Raw genomic sequence first — 19,151 nt, 5'->3', positions numbered from 1 at the left:
CCAGAGTCGAACATAAACTCCGGTACGATTCAACTCGTACTGATGGTTGAGTTGTCTTTCCCGAGGTGACCCGAGGTGACGCGGATGCCGCAGACCGCCACGGCCGACAGGTTCGCCGGCCCCTTCCCCGCCCCGGCCGACCTGCCGGAGCCCCTGCCCGAGCCCGCCCGCGACGAGCTGCGCCTCGACGTGGTGATGGCGGCGCTGAGCGAGCCGCTGCGCATGGGCGTGGTCCGCACCCTGCTCCTGGAGTCGGAGGCCTTCGACCACCCGTGCGGCTGGTTCGGCATCGACCGCCCGAAGTCCTCACTCACCCACCACTTCCGCGCCCTGCGCGACGCGGGCCTGATCCGGCAGCGCCAGTACGGCCTGGAGCGCCGCAGCCATGTGCGGATCGACGACCTCGACGCGCGGTTCCCGGGGCTGCTCGACCTGATCGCCGACTGGACCCCGCCCGAGCGCTGACCCCGCCCCGAGCGGTGGCCCCACCCGGGCCGGGCGGCCGGGCCGGGCGGGTCAGACCAGTTCGACTCCGGGCCGCCCGTTCTCCACCCGCAGCCGGCCCAGGGTGCGCGCCGTCGCCTGCGGCCGTGTGACGGTGTCCACGATCCGCACCTGGGCGTCGATGCCGCCGCGGTCGATGTCGAAGAGGTGGTAGCCGCGGTGGGCGTCGAGGAGCTTCCAGTGCGGGTTGTCGGGCACCAGGGGGTCGAACTCGGCGTGGAAGGCGTCCTGGTCCTGGTCCCCGTTGGAGGTGATCGAGGTGCCCACGAACTCGGCCCCCACCACCGGCGAGGCGGGGTCGGCGAAGTCCCGCTTGAGGTCGCTGATCATCGTCAGGTGCCGGTCCCCGGAGAGCACCACCGGGTTGCGGACGTGGGCGAACTCGGCCATGAGCTCGTCGCGTTCCTTCTGGTAGCCGTCCCAGGCGTCGTAGAACCAGAGCTTGCCGGGGCCCGCGAGCCGGTCGGTCTCGGCCATCATGATCTGTGAGCCGATCAGGTTCCAGCGCGCGGGTGAGCGGCGCAGTCCGTCCAGCAGCCAGCGCTTCTGCTCGGCGCCCAGCATCGTCTGCAGGGGGCTCTGCGCGCCCTCCTGCGTGGTGGCCTGGTCGCTGCGGTACTGCCGGGTGTCCAGCACCTGCAGCCGGGCCAGGCGGCCGAAGTCGAGGCGGCGGTGCATCTTGATGTGCGGGCCGTTCGGCACCGCGGTGGCCCGCACCGGCATGTGCTCGTAGTACGCCTGATAGGCGGCGGTCAGCCGGGCGACGAACGCGTCGTGCGGCTGCTTGTCCGGGTCCTGGGGGATCTCGCCCGCCCAGTCGTTGTCCACCTCGTGGTCGTCGAAGGTGACGATCCAGGGCGCCTGAGCCTGCATCCGGGCCAGGTCGGGGTCGGTGCGGTACTGGGCGTAGCGGTTGCGGTACTGGGCGAGCGAGTACGGCTCGCCACCGCCCTCGTGGCGGCGCACGGCGGTGGCGGAGGGAGCGCTCTCGTAGATGTAGTCGCCGACGAACAGCACGGCGTCCGGGTCCTGGTCGGCCATGTCGGCGTACGGCGTGAAGTAGCCGTGCTGCCAGTTCTGGCAGGAGGCCAGGGCCAGGCGCAGCGGGGTGGCGGCGAGGGGCGCGGGCGCGGTGCGGGTGCGGCCGACCGGGGAGACCTGGTCGGCGGCGCGGAAGCGGTACCAGTAGTGGCGGTGCGGCCGCAGGCCGCGCACGTCCACGTGGACGCTGTGGGCGAGGGCCGGCAGGGCCTGGGCGGTCCCCTGCCTGACGACGCGTCGGAAGGCCGCGTCCTCGGCCACCTGCCAGGCGACCTCGACGGCCCGGTCCGGCATGCCGCCGCCGTTCAGCGGGTCGGGGGCGAGCCGGGTCCACAGCACCACCCCGTCGGGCAGCGGGTCACCCGAGGACACGCCGAGGGTGAACAGTCCACTGGGCAGCGCGGGCCCGGCGGCGCGCGCGGTGCCCGCGCCGGCCAACTGGCCCACGGCCGCGGCGCCGACCGCCGCGGCACCGGCGGCGAGGAAGCGGCGTCTGTCGGATGGGTGTGCCCCGGTGGCCTGTCCAGGCATGGCTGAGTCCCTCTCGTCCGTCGAGCGATGGTCACTGCGACCGGACGAGACGTTTTCAGGCTCGCCTGGGCCGGTCCCTGAACAAGGGTCGTCCAATTGATGACGCGTCCATGTTCAATAGACGTACCGGGGGCGTCAAGAGGCCGATGGCGTCGGGCGCTGGTGCACATGCGCTCGCGCTTCGTGGCCCTGCGCGTACGCCCGGCCAACCGCGACATCCCCCGTGATATCGACAGCTCGCTGCCCGACTGCCGGCTGCTGGCCGAATGGCCACCCGGCGCCGCCGAGCCCACCGACTACTGGCTGTCGACCCTGCCCACCGACACACCGCTACGCGCACTGGTCCGCCGCCGTATCCGGTATCGACGACCCAGTGATCACGCGGCTACGCGAGCGAGGCCGCACGACCACCCTCGAACTCTCTGCGGGTTACGCGCAGTACGTACCCCAGGGACCGGGCGGATACCTGCGTCTCTCCATGCATGACATTAACGAAGACCGACGGGCCCGGAAGGAGGCGTCCAGGAGGAAGACCGCCATCGAACGACAGACCGAGGGCATCGAGACCAAGCGCCAGGCCCCCGGGTGGGGCGACTTCGCCAAGCTGTGCAGGGCCGGCGACACCAGCGCCTACAAGAAGAACAAGAAGGAGGGGATCACCCGCCCTGACGGCAGCGTCGATGGGGTCCTGCTCCGCGGGACCGCCAGAGCCTCTGTCCGGCTGCGGGCCGGCGCGGACAGTCGCCGCTCGAACAGCGACAGCTCCATGCCGCCTTCGCGGTCGATCCACGCGACCGGCCAGAGCGCGCGTACCGCTCAGCCGTTCCGCCTGTGGCCCGTCCGGCGGATCTTGTCCGCGACCGGCACCTCAAGGGCCAGGCCCCCTCAAGAACCGCATGGTGATCCACAACGCCGGCACGCCGACGACCACGGCCAAGACCCGAACACGATGGCGTACGGCGTCCGCTCCCACTCCTCGCGTCGCTCCTCCGCCAGTCCCTCATCGGTGCTGGGAGTCGTCGCGGAGTACCGGTCGCAGCGCCTCGATCACCGCCGGGTCGTCGATGGTGGAGGGCAGTTCGGGGTTTCGGCCGTCGGCGATGTCGCGCATGGTGCGACGCAGGATCTTGCCCGAACGCGTCTTGGGCAGCGCCGCGACCACGTCGACCCGGCGCAGCGCCGCCACGGGGCCGATCCTCTCCCGGACGGCGGCGACGAGTTCCGTGGCGATCGCCCGCGGATCGCGGTCGAGGCCCCCCTTGAGCACGACGAGACCGCGCGGCACCTGTCCCTTGAGCGGGTCGGTGACGCCGACGACGGCGCACTCGGCGACATCCGGGTGGGCGGCGAGCACCTCCTCCATCGCGCCGGTGGACAGCCGGTGCCCGGCCACGTTGATCACGTCGTCGATGCGGCCCATGACGTAGACGTATCCGTCCTCGTCCTTGCGGCCGCCGTCGCCGGTGAGGTAGTAGCCGCTGTAGGTGGACAAGTAGGAGCGCACATATCGTGCGTCGTCCTGCCACACGGTGAGCAGCGTGCCGGGCGGCAGCGGCAGCCGGATCGCCACCGCGCCGTCGGCGCCCGGCGGCGCGTCGCGGCCCGTCGTGTCGAGGATGCGCACGTCGTAGCCGGGCATGGGCACGGTGGGCGAACCGGCCTTGAGCGGGTGCGGCTCCAGCCCCATGGGGTTGGCGACGATCGGCCAGCCGGTCTCGGTCTGCCACCAGTTGTCGACCACCGGAACGCCGAGCAGGTCGGTGGCCCAGCGGTAGGTCTCCGGATCCAGGCGCTCGCCGGCCAGGAACAGGTGGCGCAGCGATCCGATGTCGTGGGCGTGCAGAAGCGCTCCGCGCGGGTCCTCCTTCTTCACCGCGCGGATCGCCGTCGGTGCGGTGAACAGCGCCGTCACACGGTGCTCGGCGATCACCCGCCACAGCGCACCGGCGTCCGGAGTGCCGACGGGCTTCCCCTCGTAGAGCACGGTGGTGCAGCCGGTGAGCAGCGGAGCGTAGACGATGTAGGAGTGGCCGACGACCCAGCCGACGTCCGAGGCCGCCCAGAAGACTTCACCGGGATGGGCGTCGTACACGTTCTCCAGGGACCAGCGCAGCGCGACCGCGTGGCCGCCGTTGTCGCGCACCACGCCCTTGGGACGGCCGGTGGTGCCGGAGGTGTAGAGGATGTACAGCGGGTCGGTGGCGGCCACTGGGCGGCAGTCGACCGGCTCGGCGGTCGCCATGGCCCGGTCCCAGTCGAGGTCACGGCCGCTCATGTCCGCCGGGCACTGCGGCCGCTGGCGGATGACACAGTGCTCCGGCTGGTGTTCGGCCAGGGCGAGGGCCTCGTCCAGGAGCGGCTTGTACGGCACGACGCGGGTCGGCTCGATACCGCATGAGGCGGCGATGACGACCTTGGGGCGGGCGTCGTCGACGCGCACGGCCAGCTCATGCGCGGCGAATCCCCCGAAGACGACCGAGTGGACGGCGCCGATGCGGGCGCAGGCCAGCATGGCGACGACCGCCTCGGGAATCATCGGCATGTAGATCACGACGCGGTCGCCCTCGGTCACGCCGAGTCCGGCCAGCACTCCGGCGAACAGCGCGACCTCGTCCCGCAACTCCCGGTAGGTGAAAGCCGACTTGTGGCCGGTGACCGGACTGTCGTACACCAGCGCGAGTTGCTCGCCGCGCCCGGCGTCGACGTGGCGGTCCAGAGCGTTGTGGCAGGTGTTCAACCGCCCGTCCGGGAACCACCGGTACAGCGGGGCCCGCGAGTCGTCGAGGGCCCGGGTCGGCGCGACGTCCCAGTCGATGGCGCGGGCGGCGTCCAGCCAGAAGCCTTCGGGATCCTCCAGGCTGCGCCGGTAGTCAGCCGCATAGCCGTCCTGCTTCGGCGCCTGCGTCATGTCGATGCCCCTTCCCTCGCTCCGTCCCCGCCGTGCCGGGAGGTGCCTCCCGCTCGTGCCCGTCCCTCGTCCCGCGTCCGAGCGGGCGGGCGTACCCGCGTACCTGCGTACCTGCGTACACCACGGTCAGCTCAGCGGATGTGTCCGCCGGGCCCAGGGTCATTTCATCAGCCATTCGGCGATGGCTTCGGCGCAGGCGTCCAAAATGGCTTCGCCCTTCTCCGCGGACGCCCTCCGCGCGTCACCCGCCACCCCCGACGACGTGACCGTGTGGAACGGCCGTGGTACGTGGATCGCTTCGCTCGGGTCCGACTGCAGCGCGATCTCCGGGCCGACCGCCTCGGCGAGCCGTCCCTCGTCGACCAGGTCCGGCGCGATCGCCATCGCCATGGATGTCTCGCCCTCGCAGGCGTGCATCAGTGTGTCCTGGTCCTCGAGGATCTCCGCGATCCGCTCCTGCCCGGCCATGAAGTAGCTGGTGACGGCGATGGGAGCGGACAGTTCCCGGGAGATTTCACTGCTGATGGCGTTCAGGGCCGTGATATTGCCCCCGTGGCCGTTGACGATCAGGATCTTGCTGAAACCGGCCATGAGGATGGAGCGGCACACATCGCGCAACAGCGCGTGGTATGTCGCCAGGGTGAGGGTGAAGGTGCCGCCGAACGCGACGTGATGGTCCGCCAGCCCGCACCAGAGGGACGGGGCGACGACCACCGGCCTGCCCTGGGCGACCATGACCCCGGCTGCCCGTCGGCATGCCTCCGCGCTGAGGAAATCATCGACACCGGTGGGCAGGTGCGGACCGTGCTGCTCGGTGGAGCCCACGGGGAGCAGCACCGGTGCGTCCTGGGCTGCCAGCTCCTTGAGGGCGCGAGCTGTCATGCGGTTCCAGAGGATCTCTGGCATCTGGGGTGTTCCTTTCCTGGTGGTGGGCTGGCGGGCCGACGGAGGTCAGTGCGTGTTTTCGGGAATGACGGGGACGGGGAACGCGGCGGGCCTGGCGGGGGATGTGGCCCCTGCGGGGGCGTCCGGCTCGGCGACGGCGGCGCGGACCGGAGCCGAGATGGATTCCAGCCCCAGCCCCGTGGTCCGCACGCCGAAGACGATCGAGACGGCCGCCAGCAGCATCGCCGCGGCGACGACGGTGAAGGCGACCGCCGCTCCGTAGGCGTCCAGGAGGGGGACCAGGTAGAAGGGGGCCGCCGCTGTCGAGAGCCGGCTCAGTGAGTACAGCCAGCCGGTGGCCGTGGTGCGCACACTCGTGGGGAACTGTTCCAGCTGGTAGATGTGGCCGGAATTCGACATGACGTTGGCCACCACGGTGAAGCAGAAACCCGAGGCGATGACCGCGGCCGCCGAGCGGGCGTTCCCGTATACGAGCCCGCATACCGCCATACCCACCAGCGACGCGGACAGGATCCACTTCCGCTCTGCCCTCTCCATGATGAGCATGGACAGATAGGAGCCGAGCGGATAGCCGATGAACGAGAACGTCAGATAGGTCAGCGACGTCCCGAGGTCGAATCCCTTGTCGGCGAGGACGAGCGTGGCGAGGTTGCCGAAACCGTAGAAGCCGACGGGCGCGAGGATCCAGAGGATCGCCATGATCACCGTGCGCCGGGCGAGGGGGCGGCGGAAGATGGCGCGGACGGGCACCGGTTCTGCCGCGACGTCCCGCCGCTCGGACTCGTCGGATGAGACCGCGGGAGGTGTCCATCCTTCGGCCTCGGCGGCCTTCTCGAAGCGGCTGGTGACGGCGTCGGCCTCCGCCGTGCGTCCGACCGACTCCAGCCAGCGGGGTGACTCGGGCAGACCTCTGCGCACCAGGAACGTCAGCAGGGCGCCGAGCGACCCGATGGCGAACATCCAGCGCCATCCCGCGACACCGAGCGGAGCGCCGTCCACCAGCACCAGGCCCAGGAAGCCCACGGCGGGGACGGCGAGGTAGCCACCCGTGAAGGCCCATGCCACGTAGTAGCCGCGCCGGGCCGGCGGGAGGATGTCCCCCAGGAACGAGTCCGTCACCGGCAACTCCCCACCCAGGCCGATGCCGGCCACGAAGCGGAAGATCACGAGCGTCCACAGGTCCGGGGCCAAGGCGCAGGCGAGCGTGGCCGCGGAGTACAGGGTCAGCGTGACCATGTAGGCGGCCCGCCGTCCGACACGGTCCGCGAGCCGCCCGATCACCACGGCTCCGACGAAGGCTCCGACGAACGCCGAGGCCAGAACGAGCGACAGCTCGAAGCCGCCCAGGGCGAAGGTCGCCTTCAGTGTGGTCGCCAGCACTCCGGCGAGGAACAGCTCGTAAATCTCGAAGAAATTGCCCAGCGCCATGACGCCGGCGAAGCGCTTGTGGAGCCTGGTGATCGGCAGCCGATCGAGCCGTGCCGCGACGGAGGAGTCGGGCACCCCTGAGAAAGATCGCATTCTTCTCCTTCTAGTCCGAACCGCATATCGTCCCCCCAGAAGTTAGACTGGACAGTAGAGTCCAGATTGAGCTGTTGGCAAGAGCTCCGACAGGCCCCGGAGCAACACGTCGCCGCACTAGACTGGTGCGTCCAGTACAGAAAGAGGTGCTTGACGGTGATCCCCGCGCCCTCCCAGCCCGCCCGGCAAGGCAAAGGCCGCTCCCGCAACCGACTGAAGATCCTCGCGGCGGCGAAGGCACTTTTCCTCCGGGACGGCTACGACGGCGTGAACCTCGAACGGGTCGCCACACAGGCCGAGGTCGCCCGGCAGACGGTCTACAACCAGTTCGGGAGCAAGGAAGCGGTTTTCCGTGCCGTGATGGAGCACCACTGGTCCAGCCTGCCGCTCGGAGATCTGTCGACGCGCCTCGAACAGAGCCTGGGGAGTGGCGGTGACCCGGCCGGATTCCTGCGCCAGTTCTCCGAGATCCTTCTGACCTTCATCGAGGACACGGATCAGGTCGCCTTCACGCGGCTGGTGATCGCCGAGTCCCGGCGGAGCCCGTGGATCGCCGAGGAGTTCTACCGGGTCGGCAAGGAGCCGTTGACCAAGGCACTCACCGACTGTCTGCGGCGTCTGCACGAGACAGGGAAGATCAACTGCCCGTCCCCGGGCCTGGCGGCACACCAATTCCTGGGACTCGTCCAGGAATTCATCATCTGGCCGCAGGTCATGGCGATCGGGCCGGACGTCATGAACATGCCGCCGTTCGACGTGGTCGTCGAAGAGGGAATCGCCATGTTCCTCGATCGCTACGGAGTCCGCGACTAATGCCGCGTTCGTCAGGGTTTGCCCGGTGGCGAGGCGCCCTGGTGCGTGCGATCGCACGGCGGCCGGAAGCCCTCCTCGGGCTTTCGGCCAACGCGGCGAGCGTGCGTACCTGGGCGGCGAGCGGAACGACCCCTGGCTGACGCGGCACTAGCCCGAGGCTTGGCGTGCCGAGCGGTCGCAGGAGCCGCAGTGCGACCCGGAGCGCGCTGTCAAGGTCTATCGGACCCGCCCACGAGCGGCGTCCACAGCTTCCCGCCGCTCCTCTCCCGTGCGAGCGCCACGAAGCCATACGAGCGGCGACGGCCCGCCTGGCCCCGCCCGGCCTAGCTACTTGCCCCTGAAGAAGTCCGGGGGGTGACGCTGGGTTGACCTCTGGTGAGAGGTGGTGAAAGGCCGTCCGGGGCCGCGACAGTGGAGGCGGGTCTTTGCGGCTGGGGGTGGTGGCGATGTTGCGTGTCGCGGGAGTGCGGGACGTCCGGGTACTTGCGTGGTGCTGGCACTGCTCGTGGTTCTCCTTCGGGCCAGGATCATAAGCCTGGCTTCAGGGACTCCACGAAACCGGGGCCATCTCAGCCTGCAACGCGCCGGGAAACCTGGAAAGGCACGGCGTGAATACCTCAAGCGCGGCTTCGGCTTCCGCCGAACCCGCCTGCGCCGACTGACCGGTGCCCAGACCTGGGCCGGACTGGGGATCTTCGCCTACAACCTCCACCGGATGACCCTCCTCAGCCGGTGAGGCGCAGCCCATCGACAGGCTGACGGCACAGCACCCTTCCCCAGCTCCGGCCCCATCACCAGCCCAAATCCTTTTTCAGGGGCAAGTAGCTAGTCGCGGGGAAGCAGCGGGCCCAGCGGGCCGAGGTCGAGGTTCAGGTCCTCCTGGGTGAGGCCGAAGTGCTCGCGCAGCTCGGCCATCTGCTCCTCGAGCGCCATCAGGGTCAGCCCCAGCTCCTCGATCTGCTCGTCGGTGATGCCGCCCTGGTCGACCCGGCGCAGCGCCTGGCGCTCCATCAGCTGGCGCAGCAGCTCCACGATGGTCAGCACCAGCCCGGCCAGGCTGCGCCGCACCGACTCGGGGTCCACGGCGATCCGCCGCGGGTCGCCGGGGCGCCGGTCGTCGTGGAAGCGGTGGTCGGGGCGGCGGTCCTCGGGGTGGCGGTCGGGGTCGGGACCGTCAGGGACGCGGTTGGTGGTCATCTTCGGCTTCTTCGGCTTCCACTCGTACGGAAGCGATCAGCGCTCTGAGGGAGATGCGCACGAGGTCGATGTCGGCGATGCACAAGGTGATCTCCCCGGTGATCACGACCCCTCCGGCCAGCACCCGGTCGAGCAGGTCCACCAGCGCCACCTCGCGCCGTTCTATCGCGTGGGTCACGGCTCCTCCGCCTCCGGTCGCGGCAGGGCGGTGAAGGAGTACGGCGGCCAGGGGCCGCTGAGCTCCAGGGTGATGTCGGGGAAGCGCTCCCCGAGCGCGGTGACCGCGGCCGAGAAGTCGTCGGCGCGGTCGTCCGGCACCAGATAGGAGTTGTTGAGGACCATCCACCCCTCGTACGCGGCGAGCGACGCGTCCTGCGGCGGGTGTTCGGCGATCGCCACCGCCTGTCCGGCCAGGGTCGCGTGGATCTCCTCCGCCCGCTCGGAGGCGCGCAGATGGGCCGTCTCCTGTTCCTGCCGCTCGGCGCGGCGGCGCGCGAGGTAGGCGGCGCCGGGCCGCCGGCCGCCGGCCACCTCCTCCTCGCCGGGGTCCGGGAGGAATGCCTTCGGGTCGACGTAGGCCTTCACGCCCCACTCGGTCCGCCCGGCCACCCGCTCCAGCGCGGCCGCGAAGTCCGCCCGCCGCTGTTCGAGCATGACGCGGACCCGGTCGTCGTCGTGGTAGAGCGTCGCGAAGCGCAGCGGGATGACCTGGCCCGTGCCGGCGGCCGCGTCGATGACCTGGTGGTGGGTGCGGGCCGCCCGTTCGAGCCAGCGCAGGTCCTCCAGGTGGGCGCGCAGCGCCCGTTCGTCGAAGTCGCTCCGCGGTACGGAGCCGACCACGGCCGCCAGGCCCGCACCCTCGACCACGCGCACCGGCTCGCCCGCCACGCCGGTGAGCCCGGCCGGTGCGCCGGCGCCGGCCGCGTCGGCGGTCGTCACCGCGTACAGCCAGGTGGCCTCGGCCCCGGTCACCGCTCCTCCTCCCCCCGGCCCTCCTCGCGGCCCTCCTGGCTCCGGGGCGCCTCGCGGCGGGGCTCCGCCGACTCGTCGTCCCGCGTGTCGGCGCTCTCCAGCTCGCCGATCCGCCGTCGCAGCCGCTCGTTCTCCTGAAGGACGTCGCGGGCGCCGGAGGAGAGCGTGGGGTCGTGCTCCCACCAGTCGATGCCCATCTCGCGGGCCCGGTCGACGGAGGCCACCAGCAGCCGGATCTTGATCGTGAGCAGCTCGATGTCCAGCAGGTTGATCCGGATGTCCCCCGCGATGACGATCCCCTTGTCCAGCACCCGCTCGAGGATGTCGGCCAGGTTGGCGGACTCGCGGCGGGCCGGCTCGTGGGCGGTGCTCCCGCGCCGGCTCGGCACATACCCGCCGGCCTGGCCGAAGTTCTCGCTCATCCGCCCTCCCCGCCCGCGCCGCGGGAGTACCGCTTGCCGCGGCGGTAGGAGACCAGGCCGCCCTCGTCGTCCACCGTGACGCGGTAGAGGGCGAGGACGTCCGCGGTGTCCGGCACCCGGTGGGTCTCCACCACCTCGACCCCGACGGTCCAGCCCTCCTCGCCGCGCTCCAGCGAGACCACGCCCTCGGGCTCCTCCCCGGTCAGCTCCCACACCTGGCGGACGGCGCTCACCGCGGCCCCGCGGGCGTCCATGGGACGCCGCCGCGGGCGTTCCCGCCCGCGGTCCTCGCGGCGATCCCGCTCGCCGTCGCGGCGGTGGCGCTCGCCGTCACGGCGGTCGCGCTCATCGTCACGGCGCTCCCGAACGTCGTCACGGCGGTCGCGCCCGCCGTCCTGGCGGTCGTCGCGGTCGTCCCGTTCCGTACGGGGCACGACTCATACCTCCAGGCCCCCGGCCGAGGGCGAGCCCTGCATCAGCCGCCCGACCAGTTCGCTCTCCAGCTCCGCCGCCTCGTCGTCGGACAGCTCGCCGGACTCCCGGGCCTCCGCGACCTCCTCCAGGCGCTGGTGGATCACCGTGGGGTCGTACAGCTCCCGCAGCGCCTCCTGACGCAGTTGCTCGGCTATCCACCCCACGCCGCGCACCGGCGCCAGCGGCAGGGTGAGCAGCCCGGTGAACAGGCCCATGGCTAACCGCCTTCCTCGCCCCGGCGCAGCGCGTCCGCCACGAAGTCGTACGGGGCCTGCGGCCCGAGCAGACGCAGCCGGACCCGGCCGTGCCACTCGCGGGCCAGTTCCTCCGCGGCCCGCTCGAACGCCTCGCGCTTCCCGTCCTCGATCAGGAAGGCCGCGTTCACCACGCCTTCGGCGGATGCCGGCTCGGAGGTCGCCACGCCGAGGGCGAACGGGGCGAGCCGGTGCTCGATCTCCCGGGCGTCGGTCTCCCGCTTGGCGGCGACGGCCTCCACGACCAACTGCCCGAGCTGGATGCGCTGGTCGTATCCGGCCGCCTCGGGCAGCCCCTCCAGCTCTTCGCGCAGCCGTCTGGCCTCCTCGTGTTCCTCCAGCACCTCGCGCAGCACCTCGTCCTGGACATAGCGGGCCCTGAGCGTGAACTGCGCGCTGCCGCGGAGCCGGTCGAGGGCCCACTGGAAGTCGTCCTGGCCCTCGGTCAGCAGCTCGTCGGTCACCGCCCGGGTGTCCCGCACCACCGTGCCGAACCGGAAGGGCAGCACCGGCAGTCCCGAGGCGGCCAGCGTGTCCAGCACCCGGGCGTGGGCGCTGAGGTCGTCGGGGGTGCCGAGCGGCTTGCCCGTGGGCACCTCGCTCACCACCGCGGCCAGCCCCTCGCGCCTGATGAAGGTGATCGGGGACTCCTGGCCGCCGACGACGGGCACGTCCTTGACCGTCTGATCGGCCTGGCCGCCCTGGACGCCGTTCTCGTCGGGGACCACCCCGTACACGTAGCAGGCATGTCCGTCCTCGGCCATCACCGCTCGCGCTCCCTGTCACTCGTCCGGCTCCTGCGGCGCGGCCGGTCGTCGTCGCCCCGGCGAACCTCTTCCCTGTCCTCTTCCTCCGCGGGCTGGAGGAGCTCGCTGACCTTGTCCTTGACGCCCTCCAGGGCGCCCTTGGTCTTCTGGCGTGCGCCGCCCTCGCGCATCTCCTCCATCAGACCCGGCAGGCCGCGGGTCTCGGTCCCGCTGCGGGCGATGTCGAGCCGGCTGGTCGCCTCGGCGAACTTCAGATAGGTGTCGACGCTGGCGACGACGACTCGGGCGTCCACCGTCAGCAGCTCGATGCCGACCAGCGACACCCGGACGTAGACGTCGATGACCAGTCCCTTGTCCAGGATCGTGCCGACCACGTCGGCGAGACCGCTGGACGAGGGCCGGTCCAGATAATGGCCCTGCTGGCTTGCTACGGTCACCACGCTCACCCGTTCCGGGGCGGGGGTCCGTCAGCGGCGCGGGCGCCGCCTGGGCTCCTCGTCCTCGTCCTCCTCCTCGTACTGGTCTTCGTCTTCGTCGTACTCGTCTTCGCCCCCCTCACGCCGGGAGCCGCCCTCCTCCTCGTCGGGCTCGTACTCGTCCTCGTCCTCTTCGTCGTACTTGTCCTCGGGCTCCTCGTCCTCGGACTTCTTCCCCTCCTCGGGCTCCTCCTCGGCCTCCTCCTCGGCCTCCTCCTCGGCCTCCTCCTCGGGCTCCTCGCCCTTGCCTTCGCCCTCGTCCTCCTTCTGGACGACCTCGCCGTCGTGGATCTCGCCGCGCCAGCCCTGCACCTCGTCGGGGTGCAGCAGCACTTCGGACATCACATGGCGGCGGAAGTGCTTCAGCTCCAGGCGCGCGCGCCGGCCCGGGGCGCGCCAGAGGTTGCCGGTGTGCTCGAAGAACCCCTGGGGGTGGTACTGCAGGACGACTACGATCCGGGTGAGGCGGGGAGCCACCTCGTGGAAGGAGATCGCGCCGTCCACGTGGCCCTTCGCGGCGCTGGACCGCCATACGATGTGCTGGTCGGGCACCTGGTCGATGATCTCGGCGTGCCACTCGCGGTGCGACAGGAAGATCTGGGCCTTCCAGTCGTTCTCCGTGTCGCTCGTCTGGTCGACGTTCTCCACCTTCTTCATGAAGCTGGGGAAGTCCTCGAACTGCGTCCACTGGTTGTAGGCGACCGAGACGGGGACACCTACGTCGATTTCCTCGACGATATTGGTGACCTTGAGCTTCTTGCCCTTGCCTCCGCCACCTCCCCCGCCGAGCCCGGGGATGGCGTCCTTGACCTTGTCCTTCATCTTCGTCGCGATCCGCTTCGCCCCCGCCTTGAGCATCGGCTTGATCGGCAGCTTGAGCCCGCCGCCACCACCGTCGCCGAGGTGGCTGACCGTGCTCAGGGCGCGCTCGCCCAACGCCGTGATCAGGTTCTGCGTCTCCTGTATCAGCCGATCGGTGGGCAGTTCCTTGGTCAGCGTGCCGAGCCCGCCCTCACGCCGGTCGCCGTCTGATTGCTCCGCCATGGTCCCTCACCCTCGGCCGCGCCGCTCGGACTCTCCGGCACCGGCCTTCTTCCCGGGCCGGTCGGGACGGTCGGCCGTCCTCTTGTGCCTGGTCTCCCGCTCACCGCGAGCGCGCTCCTCGCGGCCGGACCCCCGCTCGCTCCCGCGCTCCTCGTCGCGCGTCTTCGACCCCCCGGCCTCGCTGCCCTCGTCGGCTTCCTTACTGTCCTTGCCGCCCTTGCTCTCTTTGCGGCCCTCGTCCCCCTTCTGGCCGCCCGAGCCCGAGCGCAGCGCCGTGGCCCGCTGCTCCAGCCGGTCGCTCAGCGCGTCGATGCGGTGGCTGGCCGCCGACATGGCCGCCGATCGCCCGGCCGCCATGAGCTGGCCGCGCACCTCGTGGCTCAGCTTGCCGAGCTCGGAGGACATGAGCCCTTCCGGACCCCCCGCCCCCCGGCCCGTAACGAGCCGCTTGCCGGCGGCCAGGCCCGCGAGGGCGAGCGCCGACCGCATCCTGTGACCGCGCCCGCAGAGATAGCCGCTGGTGAAGGCGAGCGCCACCTGGCCGTTGTTCGTCATCCGCTCCTACCTCCCCTAATCGAGTGAGGGCGCTATATGGACATATCACCAAGTATGGTGCATCTCGCCTATAGCCCGATACTCCCAGGTAACCCCCGTCCGGCGGGGGAGGCAAACGCGGGACCCGCTAGTGAACCTTCACCCAGTCAAGCGTGCGCTCGACGGCCCGCTTCCAGCCCGCGTAGCCCTCCTCGCGCCGCTCCCGGCTCCACCCCGGCTCCCACCGCTTGGACTCCTGCCAGTGGGAGCGCAGTTCGTCGGTGTCGCGCCAGAACCCGACGGCCAGGCCCGCGGCGTAGGCGGCGCCGAGCGCGGTGGTCTCGGCGATCCGGGGGCGGCTGACCGGGACGCCGAGGACATCGGCCTGGATCTGCATGCACAGGTCGTTCTCGGTGACCCCGCCGTCCACCTTGAGCACATCGAGGTGGACACCGGAGTCCCGGTCCATGGCCTCCACGACGTCCCGGCTCTGGTAGCAGATGGCCTCCAGCGTGGCCCGCGCCAGGTGGCCGCCGGTGTGGTAGCGCGAGAGGCCGACGATCGCACCGCGCGCGTCGGAGCGCCAGTACGGGGCGAACAGCCCGGAGAAGGCCGGGACGAAGTAGATCCCGCCGCTGTCCTCGACCGAGCGGGCCAGCCGCTCGCTCTCCGCCGCGTCACCGATGATCCTCAGCTGGTCGCGCAGCCACTGCACGGCCGAGCCGGTCACCGCGATGGAGCCCTCCAGGGCGTAGACGGCGGGGCCGTCGCCGAAGCGGTACGCCACGGTGGTGAGCAACCCGCTGCGGGAGCGGACGAGTTCGGTGCCGGTGTTGAGCAGCAGGAAGTTGCCGGTGCCGTAGGTGTTCTTCGCCTCGCCGGGCGCGAAGCAGACCTGGCCGACGGTGGCCGCCTGCTGGTCGCCGAGCACACCCGTGACGGGAATCGCGGCGCGCAGCGGGCGGGTGGTGCGGGTGCGGCCGAACGCCTCGGGGTGGGCGGACGCGTTGATCGTCGGCAGCATCGCCCGCGGCACCCCGAAGATCTCCAGCAGCTCGTCGTCCCAGTCCAGGGTCTCCAGGTCCATCAGCATGGTGCGGCTGGCGTTGGTCACATCGGTGGCGTGGACACCCCCGCCGGGGCCGCCGGTGAGGTTCCACAGCACCCAGCTGTCGGTGTTGCCGAAGAGGGCGTGGCCGCGCTCGGCCGCCTCGCGGACGCCGTCGACGTTCTCCAGGATCCACTGGATCTTCGCGCCGGAGAAGTAGGTGGCCGGCGGCAAACCGGCCTTGCGGCGGATGACGTCGCCGCGGCCGTCGCGGTCGAGGGCCGCGGCGATGGCGTCGGTACGGGTGTCCTGCCACACGACGGCGTTGTAGTACGGCGTCCCGGTGCGCGGATCCCAGACGACGGTGGTCTCCCGCTGGTTGGTGATGCCGATCGCGGCCAGGTCGGCGGGGGCGAGGCCGCTGGCCCGGAAGGCGTTCTGCATCACCGAGTTGGTGCGCTCCCAGATCTCCACCGGGTCGTGCTCGACCCATCCGGAGCGCGGCAGGATCTGGCGGTGTTCCAGCTGGTACTTCGCCACTTCGCCGCCGTCGTGGTCGAAGATCATGAAGCGGGTGCTGGTGGTCCCCTGGTCCACCGCACCGACGAATTCCGGCATTCCCGCCACCTCTCGTCGCTGGGGGTTCGGCTCGGGGTCTCAGGGCTCGGCGGACGGGGTCCGCCCCACCTCCTGCGGCCCGGGCACCGGGAGGAAGCGGCCGATCAGGATCCGGTAGAGGGCCGCGCCGAGCAGGCCGCCGACGAGGGGGCCGACGATGGGCACCCAGAAGTAGAGGTTTCCGTACTGGTCCCGCCAGGCACCGCGGTAGCCGGTGAGGAAGCTGGCGAGGCGCGGCCCGAAGTCACGGGCCGGGTTGATGGCGTACCCCGCGTCGGTGCCCCACGCCATGCCGATGGCGACCACGATGAGCCCGATGACGACGGCGGCCAGGTTGGCGCCCGGGGGCGTGTTCAGCAGGTCGGTGACCGCGAAGAGCAGCAGCATCAGGATCGCGGTGCCGATGACCTGGTCCCGCAGCGCGCCCCACTCGCTCACCGGCAGTGAGCCGTTGCCGGGGAGGGTGGAGAAGACGAACTGGGTCTTGAGGGTGTGGCCCGGGTCGGCATGGGCCAGCACCTCGGTGTAGTTCCAGCGCACCAGCAGGGCCCCCACGAACGCCCCGGCGGTCTGCGCCAGCGTGTACGGCACCACCTTGGCCCACGGGAAGCCCTTGAAGGCCGCCAGGGAGAGGGTGACGGCCGGGTTGATGTGGGCGCCGCTGAGCCGGCCCCCGACGTACACCCCGAAGGTGACGCCGAGCCCCCAGGCCCAGGCAATGCTGTCGTGGTTTCCGAGCCCGCCGGCGACGACCTGGGCCACCACGCCGCAGCCGAAGAGGATGAGGACCATGGTCCCGGCGAACTCCGCCGACAGCTCGCCGATCAGCCCCGTCCTGTGGACGTCTCGTTGCTGTTCGCTCATGGGGCCACCTGTCCTGGGTGCTGTTGACAACCATCGTGGGCCGGTCGGCGGCCGGGTGGCCCGCGCAGGTGGGCCGATCGGGGCAATCGCCGGGCGCCCGGGGCTGTACGGGGCGGCGGGCGGCCCTGTACTACGGTCGGGTCGATCACCTTCACGGACAGGATCAGGAACGCGGATGCCGACAACCGGAGCCCCGACGAACTGGGCCGGCAACATCACCTTCGGCGCGGCGCGGGTGCACCACCCGGCCTCGCTCGACGAGCTGCGACGGATCGTCGGCTCCGCCGAGCGCGTCCGCACGCTCGGCACCGGCCACTCCTTCAATCGCATAGCCGACACCAGCGGCGATCTGATCCGCCTCGACCGGATGCCGCACCGGGTCGAGATCGACCCCGGCGGCTCCCGGGTGACCGTCGCGGCGGGCATGCGGTACGCGCAGGTCGCCGAGGCACTTCAGGCGGCGGGGCACGCCCTGGCCAACCTCGCCTCGCTGCCGCACATCACGGTCGCGGGCGCCTGTGCGACCGGCACCCACGGCTCGGGCGACACCCAGCGCGCCCTGGCGGCGTCGGTGGCCGGTCTTGAGATCGTCGGCCCGGAGGGGGACCTGACCCGGCTGAGCCGGGAGACGGACGCGGACCGGCTGGCCGGAGCGGTGGTCTCGCTGGGCGGGCTCGGCGTCGTCACCGGCGTCACCCTGGACATCGAGCCGTCCTACGAGGTGGCCCAGTGGGTCTACGACGGGCTCCCCCTGGACCGGCTGGCCGACTCGTTCGACGAGGTGTCCGGCGCCGCGTACAGCGTCAGCGTGTTCACCGACTGGTACTCCGGCAGCGGGGTGGTGTGGCTCAAGTGCCGCGCCGACCGGCCGGGACCGCCCCGGCCCGGGCAGCCCTGGCTGGGCGCCCGCCCGGCCGACGGCCCCCGCCACCCGGTGCCCGGCATGCCGACCTCGCACTGCACCCCGCAGGCGGGCGTGGCGGGGCCGTGGCACGAGCGGCTGCCCCACTTCCGGCCGGACTTCACCCCCAGCAGCGGCGAGGAGCTGCAGTCGGAGCTGATCCTGCCGCGCGGCGCCGCGCCCGGGGCCTTCGCCGCGCTGCGCCGGCTGGGCGGCCGGATCGCGCCGGTGCTGCTGGTGTCCGAGGTCCGTACGATCGCCGCCGACGAGCTGTGGCTGAGCCCGGCGTACGGCCGTGACTGCGTCGCCCTCCACTTCACCTGGAAGCCGGACCGCGCCCCGGTGATGGACGTCATCGCCGCGATCGAGGAGGAGCTGCTGCCGCTGGGGGCGCGGCCGCACTGGGGCAAGCTGACGGCGGCCGCGCCCGGGGACGTGGTCGCGGGCTACGAACGGGCCGCGGACTTCGGGCGGTTGCTGCGCGAACACGACCCGGCGGGGAAGTTCCGCAACCCCTACCTCGACCGTCTGTTCCCGCTTGGTCGAGGGCTCGCTTCTCCGGGGTGAGGGCTCGCTTCTCCGGGGTGGGCCGAATGTCCCTCATCGGGCCCCGGGCAGCCCATCCCGCCCGGGGGTCCGCCGAGAGAGGCTGACCGTATCCGGGGCGGAGGGAGCCCGCCATGAAGCATCGCAAGATCGGCAATGTGATGACCGACGAGGTCGTCCGGGTCGGCTCGGGCGCCCCGCCCCATGAGGTGACGGAGTTGCTCGCGAGGCACCGCATCGGCGGGGTGCCCGTGGTGGACGAGGACGACAAGGTCCTCGGGGTGGTCTCGGGGACCGATCTGCGCGCCGGGCCCGGCGCCCGCGTCGTCGGCGAGCTGATGTCGCGGCCCGCGGTCACGGTGCGCCCGCAGGACAGCGTGGTCGACGCCGCGCGGACCATGGCGCGGAACGGGGTGGAGCGGCTGCCGGTGATCGACGAGGAGGACCGGCTGGTCGGCATCGTCACCCGGCGCGACCTGCTGGGGGTCTTCCTCCGCCCGGACCACGAGATCCGGGCCGAGGTGATCGACGAGGTGCTGGTCCGCTCCCTGTGGCTGCCGCCCCAGGCGGTCGACGTGACCGTGACCGAGGGGGTGGTGCTGCTCGAGGGGCAGGTGGAGCGGCACAGCGAGGTGCCCATCGCGGTGCGGATGGCAGGCCAGGTGGACGGGGTGGTGGCCGTGGTCGACCGCCTCACCTACCGCGTCGAGGACGCGCCCCCGGGGCCCGACGGTCCGCCGCCACCGCCACCACCACCGCCACCCCCGCCGCGGACGGGGTCCGGTCCGCGCGCCGGGCCCGGGTGAGGAC

Annotated in this window: 20 protein-coding genes and 1 pseudogene; 5 read left to right on the top strand and 16 right to left on the bottom strand. The window is 71.4% G+C overall.

All coding sequences use genetic code 11. From position 1 onward, the window contains the following. Nucleotides 1-84 precede the first annotated feature (84 nt). On the top strand, nucleotides 85-465 hold the full coding sequence (locus ABFY07_RS09910) for an ArsR/SmtB family transcription factor (protein ID WP_346174112.1): 381 nt from the start codon (nucleotides 85-87) through the stop codon (nucleotides 463-465). Nucleotides 466-516: 51 nt separating this feature from the next. Here the strand turns inward: ABFY07_RS09910 and ABFY07_RS09905 are convergent, their stop codons facing one another. From ABFY07_RS09905 to ABFY07_RS09890, 4 genes are all read right to left on the bottom strand, one after another. Then, complete coding sequence (locus ABFY07_RS09905; protein ID WP_346174111.1) at nucleotides 517-2,076, bottom strand: alkaline phosphatase D family protein; 1,560 nt, start codon at nucleotides 2,074-2,076, stop codon at nucleotides 517-519. Between the two features lie 1,000 nt (nucleotides 2,077-3,076). Then, a complete protein-coding gene (locus ABFY07_RS09900; RefSeq protein WP_346174110.1) occupies nucleotides 3,077-4,984 on the bottom strand; it encodes a propionyl-CoA synthetase in 1,908 nt (635 codons plus the stop codon). Between the two features lie 159 nt (nucleotides 4,985-5,143). Continuing rightward, nucleotides 5,144-5,890: a creatininase family protein gene (locus ABFY07_RS09895; RefSeq protein WP_346174109.1), complete on the bottom strand. Its 747-nt coding sequence runs from the start codon at nucleotides 5,888-5,890 to the stop codon at nucleotides 5,144-5,146. 45 nt (nucleotides 5,891-5,935) lie between these two features. Then, nucleotides 5,936-7,411 carry an MFS transporter gene (locus ABFY07_RS09890; protein WP_346174108.1) on the bottom strand — a complete coding sequence of 492 codons (1,476 nt, stop codon included), beginning with the start codon at nucleotides 7,409-7,411 and terminating at the stop codon, nucleotides 5,936-5,938. A gap of 156 nt (nucleotides 7,412-7,567) precedes the next feature. Between ABFY07_RS09890 and ABFY07_RS09885 the strand changes: the two genes are divergently transcribed. Then, nucleotides 7,568-8,224 carry a TetR/AcrR family transcriptional regulator gene (locus ABFY07_RS09885; RefSeq protein ID WP_346174107.1) on the top strand — a complete coding sequence of 219 codons (657 nt, stop codon included), beginning with the start codon at nucleotides 7,568-7,570 and terminating at the stop codon, nucleotides 8,222-8,224. Nucleotides 8,225-8,792: 568 nt separating this feature from the next. Beyond that, a pseudogene (locus tag ABFY07_RS09880) lies at nucleotides 8,793-8,960 on the top strand (ISNCY family transposase); the annotation flags it as partial. Between the two features lie 89 nt (nucleotides 8,961-9,049). On the opposite strand, the gene ABFY07_RS09875 reads toward ABFY07_RS09880, so the two are convergent. The 12 genes from ABFY07_RS09875 to ABFY07_RS09820 form a co-directional block, all read right to left on the bottom strand. Beyond that, entirely contained in the window at nucleotides 9,050-9,421 is a 372-nt protein-coding gene (locus ABFY07_RS09875; RefSeq protein WP_346174106.1) for a gas vesicle protein K, read from the bottom strand. Further along, nucleotides 9,399-9,599, bottom strand: coding sequence for a gas vesicle protein (locus tag ABFY07_RS09870; RefSeq protein ID WP_346174105.1), 201 nt, complete (start codon nucleotides 9,597-9,599; stop codon nucleotides 9,399-9,401). Before ABFY07_RS09870 ends, ABFY07_RS09875 begins: the two co-directional genes overlap by 23 nt. Beyond that, entirely contained in the window at nucleotides 9,596-10,393 is a 798-nt protein-coding gene (locus ABFY07_RS09865) for a GvpL/GvpF family gas vesicle protein (RefSeq protein ID WP_346174104.1), read from the bottom strand. Before ABFY07_RS09865 ends, ABFY07_RS09870 begins: the two co-directional genes overlap by 4 nt. After that, nucleotides 10,390-10,815 carry a gas vesicle protein gene (locus ABFY07_RS09860; protein WP_346174103.1) on the bottom strand — a complete coding sequence of 142 codons (426 nt, stop codon included), beginning with the start codon at nucleotides 10,813-10,815 and terminating at the stop codon, nucleotides 10,390-10,392. Before ABFY07_RS09860 ends, ABFY07_RS09865 begins: the two co-directional genes overlap by 4 nt. Beyond that, entirely contained in the window at nucleotides 10,812-11,249 is a 438-nt protein-coding gene (locus tag ABFY07_RS09855; RefSeq protein ID WP_346174102.1) for a gas vesicle protein GvpO, read from the bottom strand. The genes ABFY07_RS09860 and ABFY07_RS09855 overlap by 4 nt, the downstream gene beginning before the upstream one ends. Before the next feature lie 3 nt (nucleotides 11,250-11,252). Beyond that, the gene (locus tag ABFY07_RS09850; protein WP_346174101.1) at nucleotides 11,253-11,504 is read right to left on the bottom strand and encodes a gas vesicle protein GvpG; all 252 of its coding nucleotides are present in this window, start codon (nucleotides 11,502-11,504) and stop codon (nucleotides 11,253-11,255) included. 2 nt (nucleotides 11,505-11,506) lie between these two features. Further along, the gene (locus ABFY07_RS09845; RefSeq protein WP_346174100.1) at nucleotides 11,507-12,307 is read right to left on the bottom strand and encodes a GvpL/GvpF family gas vesicle protein; all 801 of its coding nucleotides are present in this window, start codon (nucleotides 12,305-12,307) and stop codon (nucleotides 11,507-11,509) included. After that, the gene (gvpJ, locus tag ABFY07_RS09840) at nucleotides 12,307-12,747 is read right to left on the bottom strand and encodes a gas vesicle protein GvpJ (RefSeq protein WP_076972058.1); all 441 of its coding nucleotides are present in this window, start codon (nucleotides 12,745-12,747) and stop codon (nucleotides 12,307-12,309) included. Before gvpJ ends, ABFY07_RS09845 begins: the two co-directional genes overlap by 1 nt. A gap of 30 nt (nucleotides 12,748-12,777) precedes the next feature. Continuing rightward, the gene (locus tag ABFY07_RS09835; RefSeq protein ID WP_346174099.1) at nucleotides 12,778-13,830 is read right to left on the bottom strand and encodes an SRPBCC family protein; all 1,053 of its coding nucleotides are present in this window, start codon (nucleotides 13,828-13,830) and stop codon (nucleotides 12,778-12,780) included. Between the two features lie 6 nt (nucleotides 13,831-13,836). Continuing rightward, the gene (locus ABFY07_RS09830) at nucleotides 13,837-14,385 is read right to left on the bottom strand and encodes a hypothetical protein (RefSeq protein ID WP_346174098.1); all 549 of its coding nucleotides are present in this window, start codon (nucleotides 14,383-14,385) and stop codon (nucleotides 13,837-13,839) included. Nucleotides 14,386-14,512: 127 nt separating this feature from the next. Continuing rightward, a complete protein-coding gene (gene glpK / locus ABFY07_RS09825; RefSeq protein ID WP_346174097.1) occupies nucleotides 14,513-16,030 on the bottom strand; it encodes a glycerol kinase GlpK in 1,518 nt (505 codons plus the stop codon). A gap of 39 nt (nucleotides 16,031-16,069) precedes the next feature. After that, a complete protein-coding gene (locus ABFY07_RS09820) occupies nucleotides 16,070-16,894 on the bottom strand; it encodes an MIP/aquaporin family protein (protein WP_346174096.1) in 825 nt (274 codons plus the stop codon). A 175-nt stretch (nucleotides 16,895-17,069) separates the two neighbouring features. Between ABFY07_RS09820 and ABFY07_RS09815 the strand changes: the two genes are divergently transcribed. Together ABFY07_RS09815 and ABFY07_RS09810 are read left to right on the top strand one after the other, a co-directional pair. Continuing rightward, nucleotides 17,070-18,362, top strand: a complete 1,293-nt coding sequence (locus tag ABFY07_RS09815; protein WP_346174095.1) for an FAD-binding protein — start codon at nucleotides 17,070-17,072, stop codon at nucleotides 18,360-18,362. A 113-nt stretch (nucleotides 18,363-18,475) separates the two neighbouring features. Further along, the gene (locus tag ABFY07_RS09810) at nucleotides 18,476-19,147 is read left to right on the top strand and encodes a CBS domain-containing protein (protein WP_346174094.1); all 672 of its coding nucleotides are present in this window, start codon (nucleotides 18,476-18,478) and stop codon (nucleotides 19,145-19,147) included. Nucleotides 19,148-19,151: the final 4 nt, after the last annotated feature.

Origin of the sequence: Streptomyces sparsogenes subsp. cuspidosporus, assembly GCF_039532705.1 — a bacterium.
Taxonomy (GTDB): domain Bacteria; phylum Actinomycetota; class Actinomycetes; order Streptomycetales; family Streptomycetaceae; genus Streptomyces; species Streptomyces sparsogenes.
Note: the sequence above shows the minus strand (reverse complement) of the source record. Positions and strands in the feature narration are given on the sequence as shown.